The sequence below is a fragment of the Yersinia sp. IP36721 genome (assembly GCF_003634395.1).
GTDB lineage: Bacteria > Pseudomonadota > Gammaproteobacteria > Enterobacterales > Enterobacteriaceae > Yersinia > Yersinia entomophaga.
This window is the reverse complement of the sequence record NZ_QCZL01000015.1, coordinates 76,053-92,336: the sequence shown is the minus strand read 5'-3', so window position 1 is coordinate 92,336 and position 16,284 is coordinate 76,053. Positions and strand designations below refer to the sequence as shown.

The window sequence follows — 16,284 nt, the reverse complement described above, 5'->3', positions numbered from 1 at the left end:
GAACGTGATCGGATAATGCCGTTACCGCTGCATTGGCGGCGGCCTTAACTGCTCTGGGCGTCGCCGCCTCGGTTTCATTGTCTCTGTCGATGGCATTGCTCAGTTTGACAAAGCCTTTTTCGCTTAACGTCGCATCGGGATGATTGCGTGATTTGGCATGGTCAGCCAGCACGTTATCCGCGTACTGCTTAACCTCAATCACCTTGTCATCGACATATTTCCGCGTCGCCAATACCACCGACGGATCGATTTTCAATGTCACCGCTTCGGTGCTGCTGACAATCAAAATCATTCGAATGGTTTGAGTGCGGCCACTGCCTTCCTGTAGTTGCGGTTTGTAGGTTTCGGCGCAGTTGGCAATGGCGACCAAATCTCCGGCGCTGTCGTACAGGCCGATTTCACGGATCCACCAACCGCCCTCATTCTCTGGGATAACCTGCTCGGCAATAATCTGGCTGGTATTGACCGGGTCAATACTCAGGGCATTCAGCGCCGCCCGGCGTTGCTCGCGGATAAGCTGGGTTTGTGCCGGATTGGGGGCGGGCAAGGTGCCGCCGCCGTCGCCCACGGCCATTTGGGTAATATTTAATCGGGTGCCGAGCGCGGTGGCGTTCGCCAGTTTGGCCGCCCCGACGTGGGTCAGAAGTGCATAGAATCTAGCGGTCATGGTTCACGCTCATCTCATCAATCATATGAATGGTGCCGCCGGTGTATTCGCTGCCGGTGACGGTGATAACTTCGGGTAAATAGGGGTAAACGGTCAGCTCATCGCCGCTGTAACAACCCGCGCCAACGTAAAACTTGCCGCTGCTGTCCAGATTTATCGACAGGCCAATCAGGTGACGGCTGGCCGGTTTGGCGTCGTCAATCAGGCGCTCGAGTTCGCGGTACATTTCTTCGGTAATACCGGTTTCCAGCACGCCGACATCCAGGCGAAAAGTGCCGGGGATGTCACCGGTTTTCCACCACTCCAGCACCTTAATCAGATAGCCCAGCGGCTCGACCACGCGACGAATGGCGCTAACAGTGCCTTTGTGGCGGTGAACAAAATGCGCATTCGCCACGACGTTACGCTTTGCCGCTTCCGGCCAGCTCTCATCCCAACGGTCGACAGAAAACGCCCACGCCAAATAAGGCAACAGATTCAATGGGCAGGTTTGCGGATTCCAGAGCTGGCGCAAGGGTATTGGCGTGCGTTCAATCGCGGCGCAGGCTTTGGCGGCAGCGATTTCTAGGAGAGAAGAACCGACCGGCAATAGACGGTTATCACTCATCGGAGCCACCCACTTTCAGCGTATAAGCGGTGCAACTGGAGGCTTGTGATTCACTTAGCACGATATCGGCCAGCGGCTGCGCTAGCTCGACACGCTGTACCCCTTCCACATGTAACGCGGCATAGATAGCGGACAGGCGAATATCCCGCCCGAGCCGGTGTTGGGCGCTAATGTAGGCTTTGAGCTTGGCCTCGGCGGCTTGCCTAATCGGTTCCGCTTCGGGGCTGGGGTAGAGAAATAATGAGGCATCGATTCGGTAAGGGATAATCTCGGCAGATTGCACCGTTACCCGATCGGCTACCGGACGCACCGCCTCAGCATTGAGCGCAGCGGCCACAATCTGGATCAGTTCTTCATTGGCGGTTCCGTCATTTTCGCGGGACAACACCGACACCGTCACACAGGCCGGTGACGGGCTAATCACCGACACATCAGCGACCCGACCGTCAGCACTGCGACCATGAAATTGATAAGCCCCGGCAGAACCGGCCACGCTTAATCCCTCGAAGGCTTGTTGAATTCGAACGCGGAAATCACTATCAGATTCCATCACGGCGGCTACCGGCGGTAACGCACTACTATCGGCAGGGACAATAACCAAACGGGAAACCGTGTAATTTGCGCCGAGCTGATCGAGGTCAGCACCAGTGGAATAAGCCAGCATGTTGGCTCGCGCAGCTTCATTCACCCGCTGACGCCACATCACCTCACGGTAAGCGCTTTCTTCCAGCAACTTTGTCAGCGGCTCAGATTCGAGCTGTAAGGTACGCGCCACCGCTGCGCGCTGACTTTCATCACACAGCGACAACAGCGTCGCCTTGCGCTCGGACAAAATACTTTCGTAATCCAGCAACTCAACCACATCGGGGGCGGGTAACTGGCTCAGGTCAATGGTTGCCATGGGATTAGCTCACTGGAACGTTAAGGGAAAAAGTACCGCCGGTGTCGCTCAGCTGGCCGGTGATATCGACAACCATTTCACCGTTGAATCGGTTATCGAAGGTAATGGCCGTTAGCCTGACACGCGGCTCCCACTTCAAAATCGCCATATAACAAGCAGCCATAATTTGCAGATTGAGAGCGGCGTTTTGCGGTTGATCAATCAACGCGGACAGGAGCGAACCATATTCGCGGCGCATGACTCTAGTGCCGACAGGAGTGATTAGAATGTCGCGCACGCTTTGCCTGATATGGCCGACGTCGTCGAGCTGCGTCCCCGAATTGCGATTCATGCCTGAATATCGAGATGTCATTTTGTCCCCTCCGTTCGACTGCCACCGCGCTGAACGCCGCCGTGATCGTGGCTATCCAACTGCACGTTATTAGATTTAAACGTCCCGCCGCTGTGCTCAATGTTGCCCTTCATTACGCCACCTTTTTGTACCTCCAGCGTTGCCGTGGTCAGCTTGTTGGTGCAAACCACCTCGGGCGTATCAAGGGTGATTTTTTTGCTGGCAGTAACGGTGACTGACGGCGAGGTGACAACCACAGAAACCGACGCACTCACCTCGGCGGTTTTAATTCCGCTAACAATTAGCGCGCTGGTATCCGGCTCATACTCAATAACCGCCCCATCAGGAAAAGTGACGTGATAGGCATCAGGTGAGCTGGATGGCGGCGGGAAATCATCACAATGAATTCCAGGCAGCACAAAAGCGGTATCTAACTCACCGCCAACCGCCAGTAATAACACCTGCTCACCCACCGATGGAGCCCACCAGTCACGCGAACGGCCAGCGCGACGTGTCAGCCAGTTAAGCCAACCGGTTTTAATCTCACCGGTTTCAACGCGACATAAGGCTCCATCGGTATCGACTTCGGAAACGACACCGGTGCGGATAAGGTTGCGCAGTAAGCGCTGAATTTCAGAAAGTTGGGATTGTGTGCTCATGAGGGAAGGATGCCGCCAATAGAAACAGGCAGCAATTAGTGACCGTTTTATGTTGGATGAAACAACATACTGAATTACTCTTATAAAAAACCAATGTAATAGGGATGTAACATATGCTCGAATTATCCGTTGAATTATATAAGCTAATATTGATTATTTTAACCGCACTGTTTTTAACAATTAGATTCGGAGGGATTTCTTTCTTCTTCAGGCTTTTCACTCGAGTTTTCAATTTATCTTACTACAATAGTAAATTAAAAAAATCCGAGAGCATTGCATATGACCTACAACTCTTTAAAGTATTGGATGGTGCTAACGTTAGAAATATTAATGATGCAAATTTGATTAGAAATGAAATGAATCTCGGTAAGATACAAAGGACTGGATTGTTTTTTACATCCATTTTCGGATACATAGGGGATAGAAAGCGTTCGCGTTCATTTTTTGCATTTTTCATATGCGCTATAATTATATTTTCTACTTTTTCTTTTTACTCTATTTATACAACATCTTCTTATAAGATTGGGTATTACCGTATTAATCCCGTTAGTAATAATGAATTTGTATCTTTAGAACACATAACAGACAAAAATGAAAATTTTTTTATGACCAAGAGCGGCTGTAAAAGGTATCAAGCTGGTGGATATAACACCATCAGAGCTAAAAGTTGCTCCTATCTATTGGATTCGGAGAAAGAAGAGAATTTATGGTTGTCTAAGCAAATAGAAAAAAATGACTTGGAATATCGGATTTTTTATTGGGGTGGAGTTTTTTATTTATTAGTCTCCCTCTATTTCCTAATCGGATTATTTAACTTCTATCAACTCAATAAGTATATATTAAAGATAAAAGAAGAAAAATTATAAAAAAAACCACAAAACTGACAACTACGCAATCATCTAACACGTTGATATTATTTATAAAAATTCATTTTATTAGATTAATATCGCCATTACAGAGATCAATTAAATGGTGAGGAACGCGGTCATAACCTCCTCAACGATATGCTTATCTGCCGGGCTTAGCCCTAATAATGGACGCTCGTCGTATTTCACCAGCTTACCTTTTGGATGAGGTCTATCCATTAAGCCATATTGATGAACACGCACCATACGCCGCACACCGGTAGTAAACGCAATTAACGCGGTGTTTGGCGTGCCAGCGGCATCCATAAATTTATTCGTCCCCAACTTAATAAACATGGCTCGGCGCACACGGCCATTTTTACTTCGGGCAGTTTGGCGCTTTCTAGCAGAGTACGGCATCCCATCGGGGGTCTGCTGGCGTTTGATGCGTTGCTGCTGACTGGTTCGCAAACGCTTTGCTACCTCAAAGGCTATTTTTCGCCGCTGCGGAGGGGTCAAATTAGCGATAAGCCCAGCGAGCCTGTCCTCACAAAGTTTAAGCTCACTCATCCCAATGACTCACTAATTCACCGTTGATATAAAGTTCCGTCGGACGCTCCACCCACTGTGGAATTGGCGGTTCTTCCAGATGATTTACATGCAATGCTTTACCAACCTGTTTGACGATCACCCGTTCAGTGAGTCTGAGACTAAAACTGATATCAATACTGCCGTTATTATTCAGGTCAGCAAAATGGGTGAAGCCGTTCTGTTTGCCTTCATCGGTGGTCATTATGTCCGGCTGGTTTTCTCTCAGCCACGCATTTATCGGCACAATAAGTAAATCCAGATCGCTATGCCAATCGGTCACAATCAGGTTCAGCGTGTACTGATGTTCGAACGACAAAGACGCGGCCAACGTGGTCGCTATCGTACCGTTATCAATAAATATACGTAGCATATCCGGGTTATTACGCAGCACTGGCGCGGCCTTTTCTAACGCACTACGCAGGCTTTTCGGCTTTAACATCCGGTGACTCCTGACACTGTTTGAGGGTTTCAACTTGTAGCGCACAACTCACCAGTGCGCGCTCCAATTGGCGATTATCTTCACTCAGATCGCCGTTAGTTTTGGGTTGGCTGGACGGTATCGGACAACTTGTCACCTTCGGACAACCAACGTAAATAATCGGCTGGATTGTCGAATCCAGGGCGCGTGTGCAACCGGGCAATATCGTCAGGCAAAAGAGACTGATACCAACGGCGCAAAGTTTCATTTTCATTGAGTAACCTTGTAATTCGTTGATTACGGTGTTGGTCGAGTTGCTGGGCAGCGACAAGCTGCTGACGCAATGCAACCTGTGCCAGCTCGTTACGCTTGGCGCTTTCAGCTAACGCGTTGAGCTGGTTTCTTACGGTACTGAGATCTTTTTTCTGCGTGGCGATGGTCTGGTTAGCCGTGCTAAGTCCATGCGATAGCTCGCTATTCTCGCGACTCATCCACCACAGCCCGATCGCGGCCAGTAACAGCAAAACAAACAGCGTTTTCATTGAATCCCCTTAATGCAGTGAGCCAGCTCGGCGGCGCGGCGATTATTCACACCGCGATTCCATACGCCGTTAACGTATGACCAACGAGGTAATTGCTGACAGGCTTCACGCCACTGTTGCCGCTTGATAAAGGTTGCCAGCGTTGAACGGCAAGCCGCTCCAGTACCGACGTTAAACGCAAAACTGACCACTGCGTCATACACCGGCGGCGGCATAGCAACCGGCATACACTGATCGACGCGCCGCTCTACCAAAATGACGTCGGCCACTAGATTGGCGGCAGCCTGCCGTTCTGATATGGCATTAGCCGGTTTGACGCCTGCGGTGTGACCGATGCCTGACGTCCATACTCCCGCGCTGCACTGGTAAGGTTCCAGGCGACACCCTTCCAGATTGGCAATCAACGCCAGCCCGTTCGCAGAGGTTTTTATTTGCTGATAATTAGGCAGTAATGCCGCCAGCGCTAACACTACGGCGACACTGCAACGCTTAACGATTGAGTTCATCAAACACCTTCCTATCGAGGGCTACGCGCTCTAGAAGACGGTAACTTTTGCGGCGGTAGTACCAATTGACAAAGAAGGTGCCGACCGCCACGGCGGCACCAATAAGCAAGGCAATATCCTGCGGCGTTAGCGCGCCAATACATGCCAGCACCGCCGCGACAAGGTAGGCGATGGCCGAGCTGATTCGCTCCATACTCAGTCCCATAAATTGACAGTCTCCCGTTGGGGCGCGGTGTTAATAGCAGGAAGTTCGATAGCGGTACCGTAGGGTAAAACGGCACCGAAATCGGCTAACCCTGGATTGGCTACGAGTACCACCTCAACCACGCTCTCAGTACGGCCATAATGCCGAAAACAGAGTGCGTCGAGCGTGTCCCCTTGCGAGGCGATAACTATCATCAGATTTGCCCGATGATGGCGCGTGGACGACCTTGCAACCGACTGACCGCCCAACGAGCATCACGCCACAAGGTATCGGCGGTGCTCTCAGTTGCATCGGCTTTTTTGTCACCTTTGGCGCTGGCATCGTAGCCGCGATAGCGCTCGTAAACGCTAGCACTGGCAAAAGCCGACACGGCGCGCAAGTAGTGAAAACACTTCTCGCTTTCGCCGTCGATTCTCTCGGCAGGAACCTCAGCCAAGCAGGAAAAACCAGCCGCAATATTGCGCTCGCGGAACAGATATAACTCGGCGTTGGTTTCAGCGATCCCCATGCGAATCGCTTCCCGCAGGCGTTCAGGCGTCACCACATACTCAAGCCGCATCAGCTCACGAATGCGCACCGGGTCGATATCCGGCCAAAAATAAGTATTTTTTATGACAGGTTCGCGCTGTTCTGACACTGGAATAACGATCCCCGGTTTATTGGTACTGCTTTCTGGCGCAGGGATAATGATTGTCGTCATGACAAATCCTTGTAATGGGTGGGCGGTGAACGCAGAGAGCCAACAAGGCAAAGCCTGTTTTATCTGCGTGCCGCCCGGCGCGGGGCGCGTTCTGTTAACGGCTGGCGGTTGGCGCAGCCTTTTTCCGCAAGCGAGTAGCCGGTTTAGCCGGTGTTCGCACACGCTTAGTTGTCTTGGGTTTAGCTACGGGTTTTGGCAGCACTGGCGGCGCAGTGGCAGCTTTGAGAGCACCCTCTAACCGCTCAATGTCTTTCTTCACCCCAGCCAGCCGATCGAGTTGCATCGCTCGTTTGAGATGCGCCAATGCCTGCACTAACTGGCCGATATCACGCAGCACCAGACCGGTGATTTTGTGGAGTTTGGCGCGGACTTTGTCTGGCATATCTGCGGCGTCGGTCAGTGCCATGGTTTCCAGTAGAAGCGATACTTCAACCGGTTCACCGGCGGTACGTAAGCGGTCGGCAGCGATAGCCACATCTTCAGCTAGAAAATAGGCCGTAGGTCGGTTGTGTTTCGTCGGCATGGCAAGACGATGTTTTAAGGCATAACGAGCAATATCCAGCGCACCGGCTATGTCACCGGCGTCGAGCTTCCACACCATCACCGTCATCAATACCGCATCCTGTGCGCCACGACCTTCGGCCAATACACCGGCCACCCATGGCGCGTACTCCGGTAACATCCCACGTTTAATCACCGCCTTGCGCTCAACGGAACGCACGCCCTTTAAGGTGCGCATATCGCCGGATAATCTCATCAGCATCAGCTCGTAGCCGGTGGCATGGCGCAACGCGGTGTTCCCGCGCTGCGCTTCCTCCTCCGCTGACACCCGCATCATGTGACGCTGTGCAGGGCTAGCCATGACTTATGCCTCCGTTTTCTCGTCTACGTTTGGGTCAGATACCGGTGCCGAGGCTTGCGCAGGTTCTTCTGGCTTTTTGAAGGTACCCACTTCGATATTTTCAATCAGGCAGGCGCAGCCGTAATCCTCGACCACAAAGTCAATTTTTAGCGACTCATAGTTTTCGACACGGTCGCGCTTGGCGTTCTCTTCGATATGACGACGGTGGGCACTGTCCATGATGTAGATAGACAGGTTATCCAGACGGGTGATCATGATGGCATCCGCAGGGAAGTACGGCACGCGAACCGCTGGTAAGTTACCGATACGCTTTTGGCTGATAATCACATCTGCCGCCATAGCTTCGGTGTTAGCCTGCTCCTGATTCACTAGCGGGAAATACTTATCTGCCAGCAACTGACGACCGCAGATAACCACAAGGTCGGGATCTTCCTGATGCCACGGTTCAATCATGCTGTTGGTAGCATCCATCACCACCGCATCAAGATTGACATAATCGCCGTTTTTACCGATGCGAATGACGTCCGAGACCGTGCCATCTTCGTGGGTGTAACTATCCATCACGCGTTTAGGTGCTTCATTACGCAACTTTTGCAACCAGCCGACCGCCACGTCCTGCAACATCGGGTTTTTACTGCGATCGGACTTAGGCGCTCGCGCAATACCATTAAACCCGGTCATGATGTAATCCAACGCCTGCCGCTTAGCGATGGCATCACGTAAACGGATTTGGAAATCCTGATAACGCGCCCACAGGTCAAGAGTGTTGTAGCGAATATGGAAATCGAAATTGACCTGTTCGCAGGTGTATTTACGCGATTCCAGCGCGGCAAAATCAGCGGTTTCACGCTCGCCGCCATTATCTGTGTCGGCAGTGCTGGCGATCGAACCAGTGACACCGAGGCCAATCTTTTCGCCGGTCTGCTCATCCACTGGCACCATATTGATACGAGTCAGAAAATCAGAGGTCTCCTGTACCGTAGTGATCAGGGTTTGCGTCACGGACGGTTCAACGGTGAATTTTTTATCAATATCACCGACGTCAATGCTGTTCAGCATCGCGACTTGAGTCAGGAAGGCGTTAAATTTAAAGCGGGTATTCGGGCGCATAGTCTCTCTCAATCAAATAGGATTTGGTTGGTGCGCCACGGCGCACCGGTTAACAGGCACGCGATTAACAATTGGTTTGGTATGTCTCTTCACCATTGCCACCATTGGCCGCCGGGCGGCGCTGTTGGCTAAAACTTTCAGTCGTGCCTAGCTGTTCTTTCAGGGTTGAAAACTCTTGTTTGTCAGAGAGCGCCTGCGTGGTCAGGTACTGGATTTTTTTCTCGAGGGTGGAAAAACGCTGTTCGGTACTTTCACCGTTGCTCTGTAGCAGTTCAGACACGGCGGTTACCGCCTCATGCACATCGTTAAAACGCGCATCATCGCTGGCCTGTTTGCGGCTAAAGATGTTTTTGACCTTATCGGTCAGGCTGTTAAGTAAAGTGTCGGGGACGTCTTCGAACTCCAGCGCGGCCAGCGTGGCGACAGAAAACACGTCGTCAGGGTGATCTTTCTTACCGGCGAATGGGTTCACTTTGGCCTTAGCGCTAAACTCCAGCATTTCAGTGCCGAGGCTGGCCGGATCATCGGTCACCGCCAGACCAACGAGGTAGGATTTGCCGGTATTGGCAAAGTTGCGGCGAATTTCCATGGAGGTGTAAATCTTCTGACTGGCGGCCACCATATCGGTGAGTGGCGTAGTCGGGGTCAGTTTGGCAAACAACGCCAGCTTGCCGTTAAGAATAGAATCATCCTCAATCTGCTCGGCTTTTAGCTCCACCACATCACCCAGACGTTTAAAATCGCCATCAGGATATAAGCCCTTGATGTGCTCGAGGTTAATGCGAGCGCCATAAACGCGCGGATCAAAACTATCAGCCATTTGCTGAATGTCTTTGCCGTCAATTTCCCGACCGTCGCAGGTATCGCCCTCAACGCCAATGCGAAACCATTTCGATACTTTCTTTGCCATTTTTCAGGTGTCCTGAGTGGTGTTTAAGTTCGGGGCTAGTTTCCTCACCCTGACCTCACACCGCCATCAATCACCGTCTGACAACCGCCGACACAACAGCCGCCTAAGGCGCGTTATGCTTGGCTTGCGTAGCCTTGCCCTCATCAAGACTGCGAGAGGCAACCATGACTATTTCAACCGATATTTCTCTAATGCATGACCCGCGACGACAGGCCGCATTGCTTTATTGGCAAGGCTTTTCATCACGCCAAATCGCGGAAACTCTCAGTATCAAAAGACCCACCGTGGACAGTTGGAAACGCCGCGATAAATGGGATGATATTCATCCGATCTCACGGGTAGAAAATAGTATTGAATCCCGGCTGATTCAGTTGATTTCCAAGGCTAAAAAAGAGGGTAGTGATTACAAAGAAATCGACCTGTTAGGTCGCCAGATTGAACGCCTTGCGCGGGTTAACCGCTACAGCCAAACCGGCAACGAGGCCGATCTCAATCCCAATGTGCGCAACCGCAACAAGGGCGAGCGTAAAGCACCGAGAAAGAACACTTTCAGCGAGGAAGCCATCGCCGAACTCAAAGCGATTTTCTTCAAACAATCCTATGCCTATCAAAAGCATTGGTATGACATGGGCTTAAAACACCGTATCCGCGATATTCTTAAATCGCGCCAGATTGGGGCAACTTATTTCTTTTCCCGCGAGGCGTTACTCAAAGCGCTGGAAAGTGGCTGTAATCAAATTTTTCTTTCCGCCAGTAAAACCCAAGCCTATGTATTCCGTGAATACATCATCAACTTTGCTCGTGAGGTTGATGTCGAGCTGACTGGCGACCCTATTGTGCTCGGCAACAACGGCGCAAAATTGATTTTCCTCGGCACCAATTCCAACACTGCGCAGAGCCACAACGGCGATCTATATGTGGACGAATACTTCTGGATTCCCAACTTCCAAAAACTGCGCAAAGTGGCTTCGGGCATGGCCTCACAAAAACACCTACGCACCACTTATTTCTCGACACCGTCCAGTCTCGCCCACGGCGCGTATCCGTTCTGGTCAGGGGAGCTATTCAACAAAGGCCGTCAGGATAAAAGCGAATGTATTGAACTGGATGTCAGCCATCGCGCACTAGCCGCTGGTGCAGTGTGTGGCGATGGTCAGTGGCGACAAATTGTCACCATTGAGGACGCGTTCGCCGGGGGCTGTGACCGTTTCAATATTGATGAACTGAAACGTGAAAACAGCGCCGCCGACTTCCGCAATCTGTTCTTGTGTGAGTTTGTGGATGATAAAGCCTCGGTATTTCCGTTTGAGGAGCTGCAAGCCTGCATGGTCGATTCTTTGGTGGAATGGGAAGACTTCGCGCCGTTCTCCGACCGACCATTCAGCTATCGCCCGGTGTGGATCGGTTACGACCCATCGCACACCGGCGACAGTGCTGGCTGTGTAGTTATGGCTCCGCCATTGGTACCGGGCGGCAAGTTCCGCATTCTGGAGCGTCACCAATGGAAAGGCATGGACTTCGCCGATCAGGCCGAATCCATCAAAAAACTGACTGAAAAATATATCGTGGAATACATCGGGATCGACGCCACCGGCATCGGGCAAGGGGTTTATCAGTTGGTGCGTAATTTCTTCCCGGCAGCGCGAGAAATTCGCTATAGCGCCGAGGTAAAAACCAACATGGTACTGAAAGCGAAAGACCTGATCACCACCGGTCGCTTGGAATATGACATCAGCTATACCGACATTACGCTGTCGTTTATGGCAATCCGCAAAACCATGACCGCCAGTGGCCGCAGCACCACCTATGAGGCCAGTCGTAGCGAGGAAGTCAGCCACGCCGATATCGCTTGGGCAGCGATGCACGCCATGATTAACGAACCTCTCACCGCTGGAAACGGCAACGTTACCCCATCCATTCTGGAATTTAACTGATGAGCAAACGCAAAGGCCAGCGCGCCAAAGCGGTAACCATGACGCAAAAGCCTAACCAGGCGATGCAGGCATTTACCTTCGGCGAGCCCTCAGCGGTATTGGATCGCCGCGACATTCTCGACTATACCGAATGTATTGGTAACGGCAGATGGATAGAGCCGCCGATCAGCTTTGCCGGTCTGGCAAAAAGCCTGCGCGCCGCCGTTCACCACAGCTCACCGATTTACGTAAAGCGCAATATTCTTGCCAGTACCTTTATCCCACATCCGCTATTGAGTCAGCAGGTGTTTAGCCGCTATGTATTGGACTATCTAGTCTTTGGTAATGCGTTCTTAGAAAAACGGTTTAATCAGTTAGGGGATATTTTGCGACTTGAATGCTCACCAGCGAAATATACCCGCCGAGGCGTTGAGGAGGAGGTTTATTGGTTCGTGCAATCCTTCAAAGAACCGCACCGCTTTGCACCGCGTTCAGTGTTCCATTTGATTGAACCGGATATCAATCAGGAACTGTACGGCCTGCCAGAATATATAAGCTCGCTTAACTCGGCGTGGCTCAATGAATCGGCGACGCTGTTCCGCCGCAAGTATTACCAGAATGGCGCACACGCTGGTTACATCATGTATGTCACTGACGCAGCGCAAAGTAATACCGATGTTGAGGCACTGCGGGAAGCGATGCGCAGCTCGAAAGGATTGGGGAATTTTAAGAACCTGTTTTTCTACGCTCCTAATGGTAAGCCAGACGGGATCAAGATTGTGCCGCTCAGTGAGGTGGCGACGAAAGACGATTTCTTTAACATCAAGAACGCCACCCGCGACGACCTGCTCAGTGCGCACCGCGTGCCGCCGCAGATGATGGGCGTGCTCCCCAACAATACCGGCGGATTCGGTGACGTAGTCAAAGCCGCGCAGGTGTTTGTGCGTAACGAACTGACGCCACTACAGGAACGGATCAAAGAGGTTAACGACGGGATAGGTCAGGAGGTAGTACGCTTTAAGCCTTACGAACTGCCGAAAAACAAGTAACCCATCAAGCTAAACCATCGCCGCCGCTTGGCGGCATTTTTATACCTGCGATACGCGCCCCGCAGGTGACAGCAGGCCACCGAGGCACAAAGACACATCAACATTCATCCGCACGCGCATATCAGCACCACAACGCCCTCAGACGATCTGCGAATACACCAATAACACCGCCAGCGCGCAATGCTATCCCCGCCACGCCTGCCCGCTTCAGGGGTCGCTTTTAATGCAGTTGCACGACCACCTACAGGCCGCGCCAGCACTGGTGCGAGAGCACGAGGAAAAGTCGCAGCAGCGCATGCAAAATCACGCACCAGATGCATGCATGACTAAAAAACAGGAAAATCGCGGAAAAATGGCATAAAAAAACCGGCATTTCCGATGCCGGTCCGGTGACTATTTTCCGCGTAACGCTCGAATGATGCTGTTGATACACATGCTGGCGATAACCATTAAGTAACACGTGGGCCACGGATTCTCATAAATCAGGTTTAACATATTGATATAGATCCTTTTATTTGCGCATTCTAATGTGATTTAGTAAGTCTTTGACGACCTGGCCGAGTTCTGTGTTGCTCGCCTGCTCGACCAGCTTGTCGGTATACGCGTCGACCTCGCGCGAACTGAGGTCATTGTTCAGCGCCAGGCACGTAATACGATTTGACCAGCGCTGAAGCCACTCACCATTAGTAGAAATGGAATTTTGCATGTCTAAAAACCTCGATTTATTTAACCAGCAGACAGCGGAAATCTTTGCTGTGCTATGGGAAAATTTTCCTGTACCGCAGGTGATAAGCTACGAGAAATTTAACGCCGCGCTGCCTGATGACTGGTTTGAGCAACTTAACTCACCTAAGATGAAAGCATTTAATGAATTGCGAAGTGTGATTGATGGCACATTCAGTTTTCTCGGTGAAAATGGATATATTCATTACAAAACTAATCACCAGACGCATTTCAGCGAAGTGAGACTGACCGAGAAAGCACTTACGGTGCTCAATAAGAAGCCGGAGACACTAGGTGGTAATGAGACGATGGGTGATAAAATTATCAGTGCGGTAAAAGACGGTACGCCGGGGGTAATTGCCGGTGCGGTGACAAATCTGCTGACTCTCGGTGTAAACCTCGTTACATCGGCAGGATAGGCGTATTTATTATCCGACATTAAACAATACCCGCAACCATATGAGATATCAAAATGGAATTAAAACTCAAGAATGTCACCAGTTACAGCAAAGAAAATTATACGAAAATAAATCTCACTAAGAAGATAAATATCATTTATGGCCAAAACGGTTCTGGAAAATCCACCATATCAAATTTCTTTTACAAGATTGGGGATGCTCTTTTCAGTGACTGTGAATGCACACTCATCGAACAATATCGCCCCTTAGTATACAATACAAAATTTATCGAGGAAAATTTCTATAATACCAGTGAACAAAAGGGTGTATTCACACTTAGTAAGGAAAATGCTGAAATCGAAAAAGAAATAATCGAAAAAGAAGCATTAAAACAGAAACTTACTGAGCAATACAAAGATAAAAAATCATCACGCGATAAAGCAGTTCAAAATGGTATTCATGCGGAAAGTATATGCATAGAGTCAATATGGTTCAAAACCGAAAATCTTAGGTCCTCATCATTAAAATTATTAATGCGAGGTTCCTTAGGCAGCAAAAGAAATTTTTACGAAAAGCTAAGTAAGGCCATAAGACTCCCTAATATAGACCTTGAAGTTTTAGCACGTGAATATGAAGAATTATTGAAGCATAGAAATAATGAATCACCAATACTGACATCTCCGATAAGGAAATTTTTAAATGCAAATGAACATGAGTTATTGGCAACACCAATTATTGACCTGAGCAATAGCTACTTATCTGAGAACATCAAAAAATTACAAAATCTTGACTGGGTCAAAAGAGGTAAGGAATTATATATAACAGACGACACATGCCCTTTCTGTCAAGAAAAGACAATAAGCTCTGACTTTATCAAAGCAATTGAATCTATATTTGATGAAACATATAGCACTAAATTATCTCAAATAAATTCAATACGCGACAATTTAACTCGAGGAATGGGTGATAACTTACAAAACATTCAAAATGAAATAGCGCAATGCTCATTTATAAATGAAGAAGAGAGAGACAAATCGATTAAAACCATTAAGTTACTATGGAGTAATTTAGATAAAAACACAGCACTAATAAATAACAAAATTAAGAACCCATCTATCAGCATTAGCTTACTCTTCGATGAGGAATCATTTAAGAGCATCACAACCGATATTGCTCTATACAACAGAAGAATTATCGATCTAAATGAGAAAGCAAAAAACTTCAAAAAAAGTGAAGGTGAAATTCTCGGAAAAATTTGGGCAGGAGCAAAAGACTATTGTCATTCAGATTTTGAAAGCCTCGGTCAATTTACAGAGAAAAATAAAAAAGAAATTGAAGATCTTGATCGCGAAATTGGAGAAATCACAAAGAATGGCAAGGAAATAGGAAGTAAAATCCAAGAATTACGCGCCAACATTTCAAATATAGACATAACAATAGACTCTATCAATAAAAGACTTGAAAATCTCGGAATAGATAGCTTCTGTATAAAAAAGCACACGAAAGCAGAAGACAAGTATATTATCGCAAGAACCGACAATCCGTTGAATGAAAACGTCTACCGTTCATTAAGTGAGGGTGAAAAAACACTAATTACTTTCCTCTACTTTCTTGAGTACTGCAAAGGGAAGACTGACAAATCTGATTCTGATAACAGAGAACCACTCATTGTAATTGATGATCCAATATCAAGTCTTTCTCAAAACTATATTTATGACATTGCATCAATGATCCACTTCGAAGTATTGGAAGACAAATCACCGAGAAAAATAATAATACTTACTCATAATTTATATTTTTTCCATGAATTAGTAAAACTTGCACCCAAAAAAGACAAAGTCTTCAAGAGAGATTATAACCTCGGCAGAGTAAGTAAAAATACAAATAGTATATTCAATGAGATCGAAAGAAACAGTTTGCAAAATGAATATCAGTCTTTATGGCAAATATTAAAGGATGCTCAAGACGGAAAAATCAACAAGATTATCATTCCTAACATAATGCGAAATATCCTTGAATATTATTTCGCATTTGTGCATAAAACTGATGCTCTTCAAACTGAACTGATCAATCTAGCAAAAGATGAAGGTAACGAGAACTTCAGAGCATTTTATCGCTTTATAAACAGAGGCTCACACTCAGATTCAGTAAACATCTCGGATATGGGCGATATTTCACCGCAAAAGTACATGGAGCAGCTAAAAAAGATATTTACCAAAACCGGAGATGTAAAACATTATTTAAAAATGATGGAGGAGGAAGATAACGACGAAGAAGGAGATGTCGCTACCGCTTAGGCCGCATATCATCGGGTTGGGTATGAACGACGGTGTTTACACACCGTCTC

General features: G+C 48.7%; 23 protein-coding genes. 6 read left to right on the top strand and 17 right to left on the bottom strand.

All coding sequences use genetic code 11. From position 1 onward, the window contains the following. The 5 genes from DBA33_RS13525 to DBA33_RS13505 form a co-directional block, all read right to left on the bottom strand. Positions 1 to 667 (bottom strand): phage tail protein (locus DBA33_RS13525; RefSeq protein WP_205582778.1); only part of this gene is annotated, 667 nt, incomplete at its 3' end. Beyond that, the gene (locus DBA33_RS13520; protein ID WP_120806638.1) at positions 657 to 1,274 is read right to left on the bottom strand and encodes a phage tail protein I; all 618 of its coding nucleotides are present in this window, start codon (positions 1,272 to 1,274) and stop codon (positions 657 to 659) included. The genes DBA33_RS13525 and DBA33_RS13520, both read right to left, overlap by 11 nt. Next, a complete protein-coding gene (locus DBA33_RS13515) occupies positions 1,267 to 2,175 on the bottom strand; it encodes a baseplate assembly protein (protein ID WP_120806637.1) in 909 nt (302 codons plus the stop codon). Before DBA33_RS13515 ends, DBA33_RS13520 begins: the two co-directional genes overlap by 8 nt. 4 nt (positions 2,176 to 2,179) lie before the next feature. Further along, the gene (locus DBA33_RS13510) at positions 2,180 to 2,527 is read right to left on the bottom strand and encodes a GPW/gp25 family protein (RefSeq protein WP_042526585.1); all 348 of its coding nucleotides are present in this window, start codon (positions 2,525 to 2,527) and stop codon (positions 2,180 to 2,182) included. After that, positions 2,524 to 3,165: a phage baseplate assembly protein V gene (locus DBA33_RS13505; protein WP_042526586.1), complete on the bottom strand. Its 642-nt coding sequence runs from the start codon at positions 3,163 to 3,165 to the stop codon at positions 2,524 to 2,526. The genes DBA33_RS13510 and DBA33_RS13505 overlap by 4 nt, the downstream gene beginning before the upstream one ends. Positions 3,166 to 3,278: 113 nt before the next feature. Between DBA33_RS13505 and DBA33_RS13500 the strand changes: the two genes are divergently transcribed. Then, on the top strand, positions 3,279 to 4,031 hold the full coding sequence (locus DBA33_RS13500) for a hypothetical protein (protein ID WP_120806636.1): 753 nt from the start codon (positions 3,279 to 3,281) through the stop codon (positions 4,029 to 4,031). 99 nt (positions 4,032 to 4,130) lie between these two features. Here the strand turns inward: DBA33_RS13500 and DBA33_RS13495 are convergent, their stop codons facing one another. The 11 genes from DBA33_RS13495 to DBA33_RS13450 all read right to left on the bottom strand — a co-directional run bounded on the left by DBA33_RS13495 (position 4,131) and on the right by DBA33_RS13450 (position 9,854). Next, entirely contained in the window at positions 4,131 to 4,580 is a 450-nt protein-coding gene (locus DBA33_RS13495; RefSeq protein ID WP_120806635.1) for a phage virion morphogenesis protein, read from the bottom strand. Then, positions 4,573 to 5,040 (bottom strand): phage tail protein, encoded by a 468-nt coding sequence (locus DBA33_RS13490; protein WP_042526592.1) that lies wholly within the window; start codon positions 5,038 to 5,040, stop codon positions 4,573 to 4,575. Before DBA33_RS13490 ends, DBA33_RS13495 begins: the two co-directional genes overlap by 8 nt. After that, a complete protein-coding gene (lysC, locus tag DBA33_RS20975; RefSeq protein WP_230675763.1) occupies positions 5,015 to 5,242 on the bottom strand; it encodes an Rz1-like lysis system protein LysC in 228 nt (75 codons plus the stop codon). Before lysC ends, DBA33_RS13490 begins: the two co-directional genes overlap by 26 nt. Continuing rightward, entirely contained in the window at positions 5,136 to 5,561 is a 426-nt protein-coding gene (lysB, locus tag DBA33_RS13485) for an Rz-like lysis system protein LysB (protein ID WP_120806634.1), read from the bottom strand. Before lysB ends, lysC begins: the two co-directional genes overlap by 107 nt. Next, positions 5,558 to 6,067: a lysozyme gene (locus DBA33_RS13480; protein ID WP_042526596.1), complete on the bottom strand. Its 510-nt coding sequence runs from the start codon at positions 6,065 to 6,067 to the stop codon at positions 5,558 to 5,560. Before DBA33_RS13480 ends, lysB begins: the two co-directional genes overlap by 4 nt. Next, the gene (locus DBA33_RS13475) at positions 6,051 to 6,260 is read right to left on the bottom strand and encodes an HP1 family phage holin (RefSeq protein WP_042526598.1); all 210 of its coding nucleotides are present in this window, start codon (positions 6,258 to 6,260) and stop codon (positions 6,051 to 6,053) included. Before DBA33_RS13475 ends, DBA33_RS13480 begins: the two co-directional genes overlap by 17 nt. Positions 6,261 to 6,262: 2 nt before the next feature. After that, positions 6,263 to 6,466 (bottom strand): tail protein X, encoded by a 204-nt coding sequence (locus DBA33_RS13470; protein WP_120806633.1) that lies wholly within the window; start codon positions 6,464 to 6,466, stop codon positions 6,263 to 6,265. Beyond that, positions 6,466 to 6,972 (bottom strand): head completion/stabilization protein, encoded by a 507-nt coding sequence (locus tag DBA33_RS13465; RefSeq protein WP_120806632.1) that lies wholly within the window; start codon positions 6,970 to 6,972, stop codon positions 6,466 to 6,468. The genes DBA33_RS13470 and DBA33_RS13465 overlap by 1 nt, the downstream gene beginning before the upstream one ends. Positions 6,973 to 7,066: 94 nt before the next feature. Continuing rightward, the gene (locus DBA33_RS13460; protein WP_042526604.1) at positions 7,067 to 7,834 is read right to left on the bottom strand and encodes a terminase endonuclease subunit; all 768 of its coding nucleotides are present in this window, start codon (positions 7,832 to 7,834) and stop codon (positions 7,067 to 7,069) included. 3 nt (positions 7,835 to 7,837) lie between these two features. Next, on the bottom strand, positions 7,838 to 8,944 hold the full coding sequence (locus tag DBA33_RS13455; protein WP_042526606.1) for a phage major capsid protein, P2 family: 1,107 nt from the start codon (positions 8,942 to 8,944) through the stop codon (positions 7,838 to 7,840). Positions 8,945 to 9,008: 64 nt separating this feature from the next. After that, a complete protein-coding gene (locus DBA33_RS13450; RefSeq protein WP_049689794.1) occupies positions 9,009 to 9,854 on the bottom strand; it encodes a GPO family capsid scaffolding protein in 846 nt (281 codons plus the stop codon). A gap of 164 nt (positions 9,855 to 10,018) precedes the next feature. Between DBA33_RS13450 and DBA33_RS13445 the strand changes: the two genes are divergently transcribed. The 3 genes from DBA33_RS13445 to DBA33_RS20645 all read left to right on the top strand — a co-directional run bounded on the left by DBA33_RS13445 (position 10,019) and on the right by DBA33_RS20645 (position 13,177). Then, positions 10,019 to 11,788 carry a terminase ATPase subunit family protein gene (locus tag DBA33_RS13445; RefSeq protein ID WP_120806631.1) on the top strand — a complete coding sequence of 590 codons (1,770 nt, stop codon included), beginning with the start codon at positions 10,019 to 10,021 and terminating at the stop codon, positions 11,786 to 11,788. Next, on the top strand, positions 11,788 to 12,816 hold the full coding sequence (locus DBA33_RS13440; RefSeq protein ID WP_120806630.1) for a phage portal protein: 1,029 nt from the start codon (positions 11,788 to 11,790) through the stop codon (positions 12,814 to 12,816). The genes DBA33_RS13445 and DBA33_RS13440 overlap by 1 nt, the downstream gene beginning before the upstream one ends. A 223-nt stretch (positions 12,817 to 13,039) precedes the next feature. Beyond that, complete coding sequence (locus DBA33_RS20645; protein WP_162975205.1) at positions 13,040 to 13,177, top strand: hypothetical protein; 138 nt, start codon at positions 13,040 to 13,042, stop codon at positions 13,175 to 13,177. Positions 13,178 to 13,327: 150 nt separating this feature from the next. On the opposite strand, the gene DBA33_RS13430 is transcribed toward DBA33_RS20645, so the two are convergent. Further along, positions 13,328 to 13,522, bottom strand: coding sequence for a hypothetical protein (locus DBA33_RS13430; protein WP_120806628.1), 195 nt, complete (start codon positions 13,520 to 13,522; stop codon positions 13,328 to 13,330). Between DBA33_RS13430 and DBA33_RS13425 the strand changes: the two genes are divergently transcribed. Continuing rightward, positions 13,521 to 13,958 (top strand): hypothetical protein, encoded by a 438-nt coding sequence (locus DBA33_RS13425; RefSeq protein WP_120806627.1) that lies wholly within the window; start codon positions 13,521 to 13,523, stop codon positions 13,956 to 13,958. The genes DBA33_RS13430 and DBA33_RS13425 overlap by 2 nt on opposite strands. A gap of 53 nt (positions 13,959 to 14,011) precedes the next feature. Further along, a complete protein-coding gene (locus tag DBA33_RS13420; RefSeq protein WP_120806626.1) occupies positions 14,012 to 16,234 on the top strand; it encodes an AAA family ATPase in 2,223 nt (740 codons plus the stop codon). Positions 16,235 to 16,284 lie beyond the last annotated feature (50 nt).

Coding starts and splice junctions, on each gene's coding strand:
- DBA33_RS13520 (WP_120806638.1), bottom strand. CDS start 1,274: ATGAGTGATAACCGTCTATTGCCGGTCGGTTCTTCTCTCCTAGAAATC.
- DBA33_RS13515 (WP_120806637.1), bottom strand. CDS start 2,175: ATGGCAACCATTGACCTGAGCCAGTTACCCGCCCCCGATGTGGTTGAG.
- DBA33_RS13510 (WP_042526585.1), bottom strand. CDS start 2,527: ATGACATCTCGATATTCAGGCATGAATCGCAATTCGGGGACGCAGCTC.
- DBA33_RS13505 (WP_042526586.1), bottom strand. CDS start 3,165: ATGAGCACACAATCCCAACTTTCTGAAATTCAGCGCTTACTGCGCAAC.
- DBA33_RS13500 (WP_120806636.1), top strand. CDS start 3,279: ATGCTCGAATTATCCGTTGAATTATATAAGCTAATATTGATTATTTTA.
- DBA33_RS13495 (WP_120806635.1), bottom strand. CDS start 4,580: ATGAGTGAGCTTAAACTTTGTGAGGACAGGCTCGCTGGGCTTATCGCT.
- DBA33_RS13490 (WP_042526592.1), bottom strand. CDS start 5,040: ATGTTAAAGCCGAAAAGCCTGCGTAGTGCGTTAGAAAAGGCCGCGCCA.
- lysB (WP_120806634.1), bottom strand. CDS start 5,561: ATGAAAACGCTGTTTGTTTTGCTGTTACTGGCCGCGATCGGGCTGTGG.
- DBA33_RS13480 (WP_042526596.1), bottom strand. CDS start 6,067: ATGAACTCAATCGTTAAGCGTTGCAGTGTCGCCGTAGTGTTAGCGCTG.
- DBA33_RS13475 (WP_042526598.1), bottom strand. CDS start 6,260: ATGGAGCGAATCAGCTCGGCCATCGCCTACCTTGTCGCGGCGGTGCTG.
- DBA33_RS13470 (WP_120806633.1), bottom strand. CDS start 6,466: ATGATAGTTATCGCCTCGCAAGGGGACACGCTCGACGCACTCTGTTTT.
- DBA33_RS13465 (WP_120806632.1), bottom strand. CDS start 6,972: ATGACGACAATCATTATCCCTGCGCCAGAAAGCAGTACCAATAAACCG.
- DBA33_RS13460 (WP_042526604.1), bottom strand. CDS start 7,834: ATGGCTAGCCCTGCACAGCGTCACATGATGCGGGTGTCAGCGGAGGAG.
- DBA33_RS13455 (WP_042526606.1), bottom strand. CDS start 8,944: ATGCGCCCGAATACCCGCTTTAAATTTAACGCCTTCCTGACTCAAGTC.
- DBA33_RS13450 (WP_049689794.1), bottom strand. CDS start 9,854: ATGGCAAAGAAAGTATCGAAATGGTTTCGCATTGGCGTTGAGGGCGAT.
- DBA33_RS13445 (WP_120806631.1), top strand. CDS start 10,019: ATGACTATTTCAACCGATATTTCTCTAATGCATGACCCGCGACGACAG.
- DBA33_RS13440 (WP_120806630.1), top strand. CDS start 11,788: ATGAGCAAACGCAAAGGCCAGCGCGCCAAAGCGGTAACCATGACGCAA.
- DBA33_RS20645 (WP_162975205.1), top strand. CDS start 13,040: ATGCAGTTGCACGACCACCTACAGGCCGCGCCAGCACTGGTGCGAGAG.
- DBA33_RS13425 (WP_120806627.1), top strand. CDS start 13,521: ATGTCTAAAAACCTCGATTTATTTAACCAGCAGACAGCGGAAATCTTT.
- DBA33_RS13430 (WP_120806628.1), bottom strand. CDS start 13,522: ATGCAAAATTCCATTTCTACTAATGGTGAGTGGCTTCAGCGCTGGTCA.
- DBA33_RS13420 (WP_120806626.1), top strand. CDS start 14,012: ATGGAATTAAAACTCAAGAATGTCACCAGTTACAGCAAAGAAAATTAT.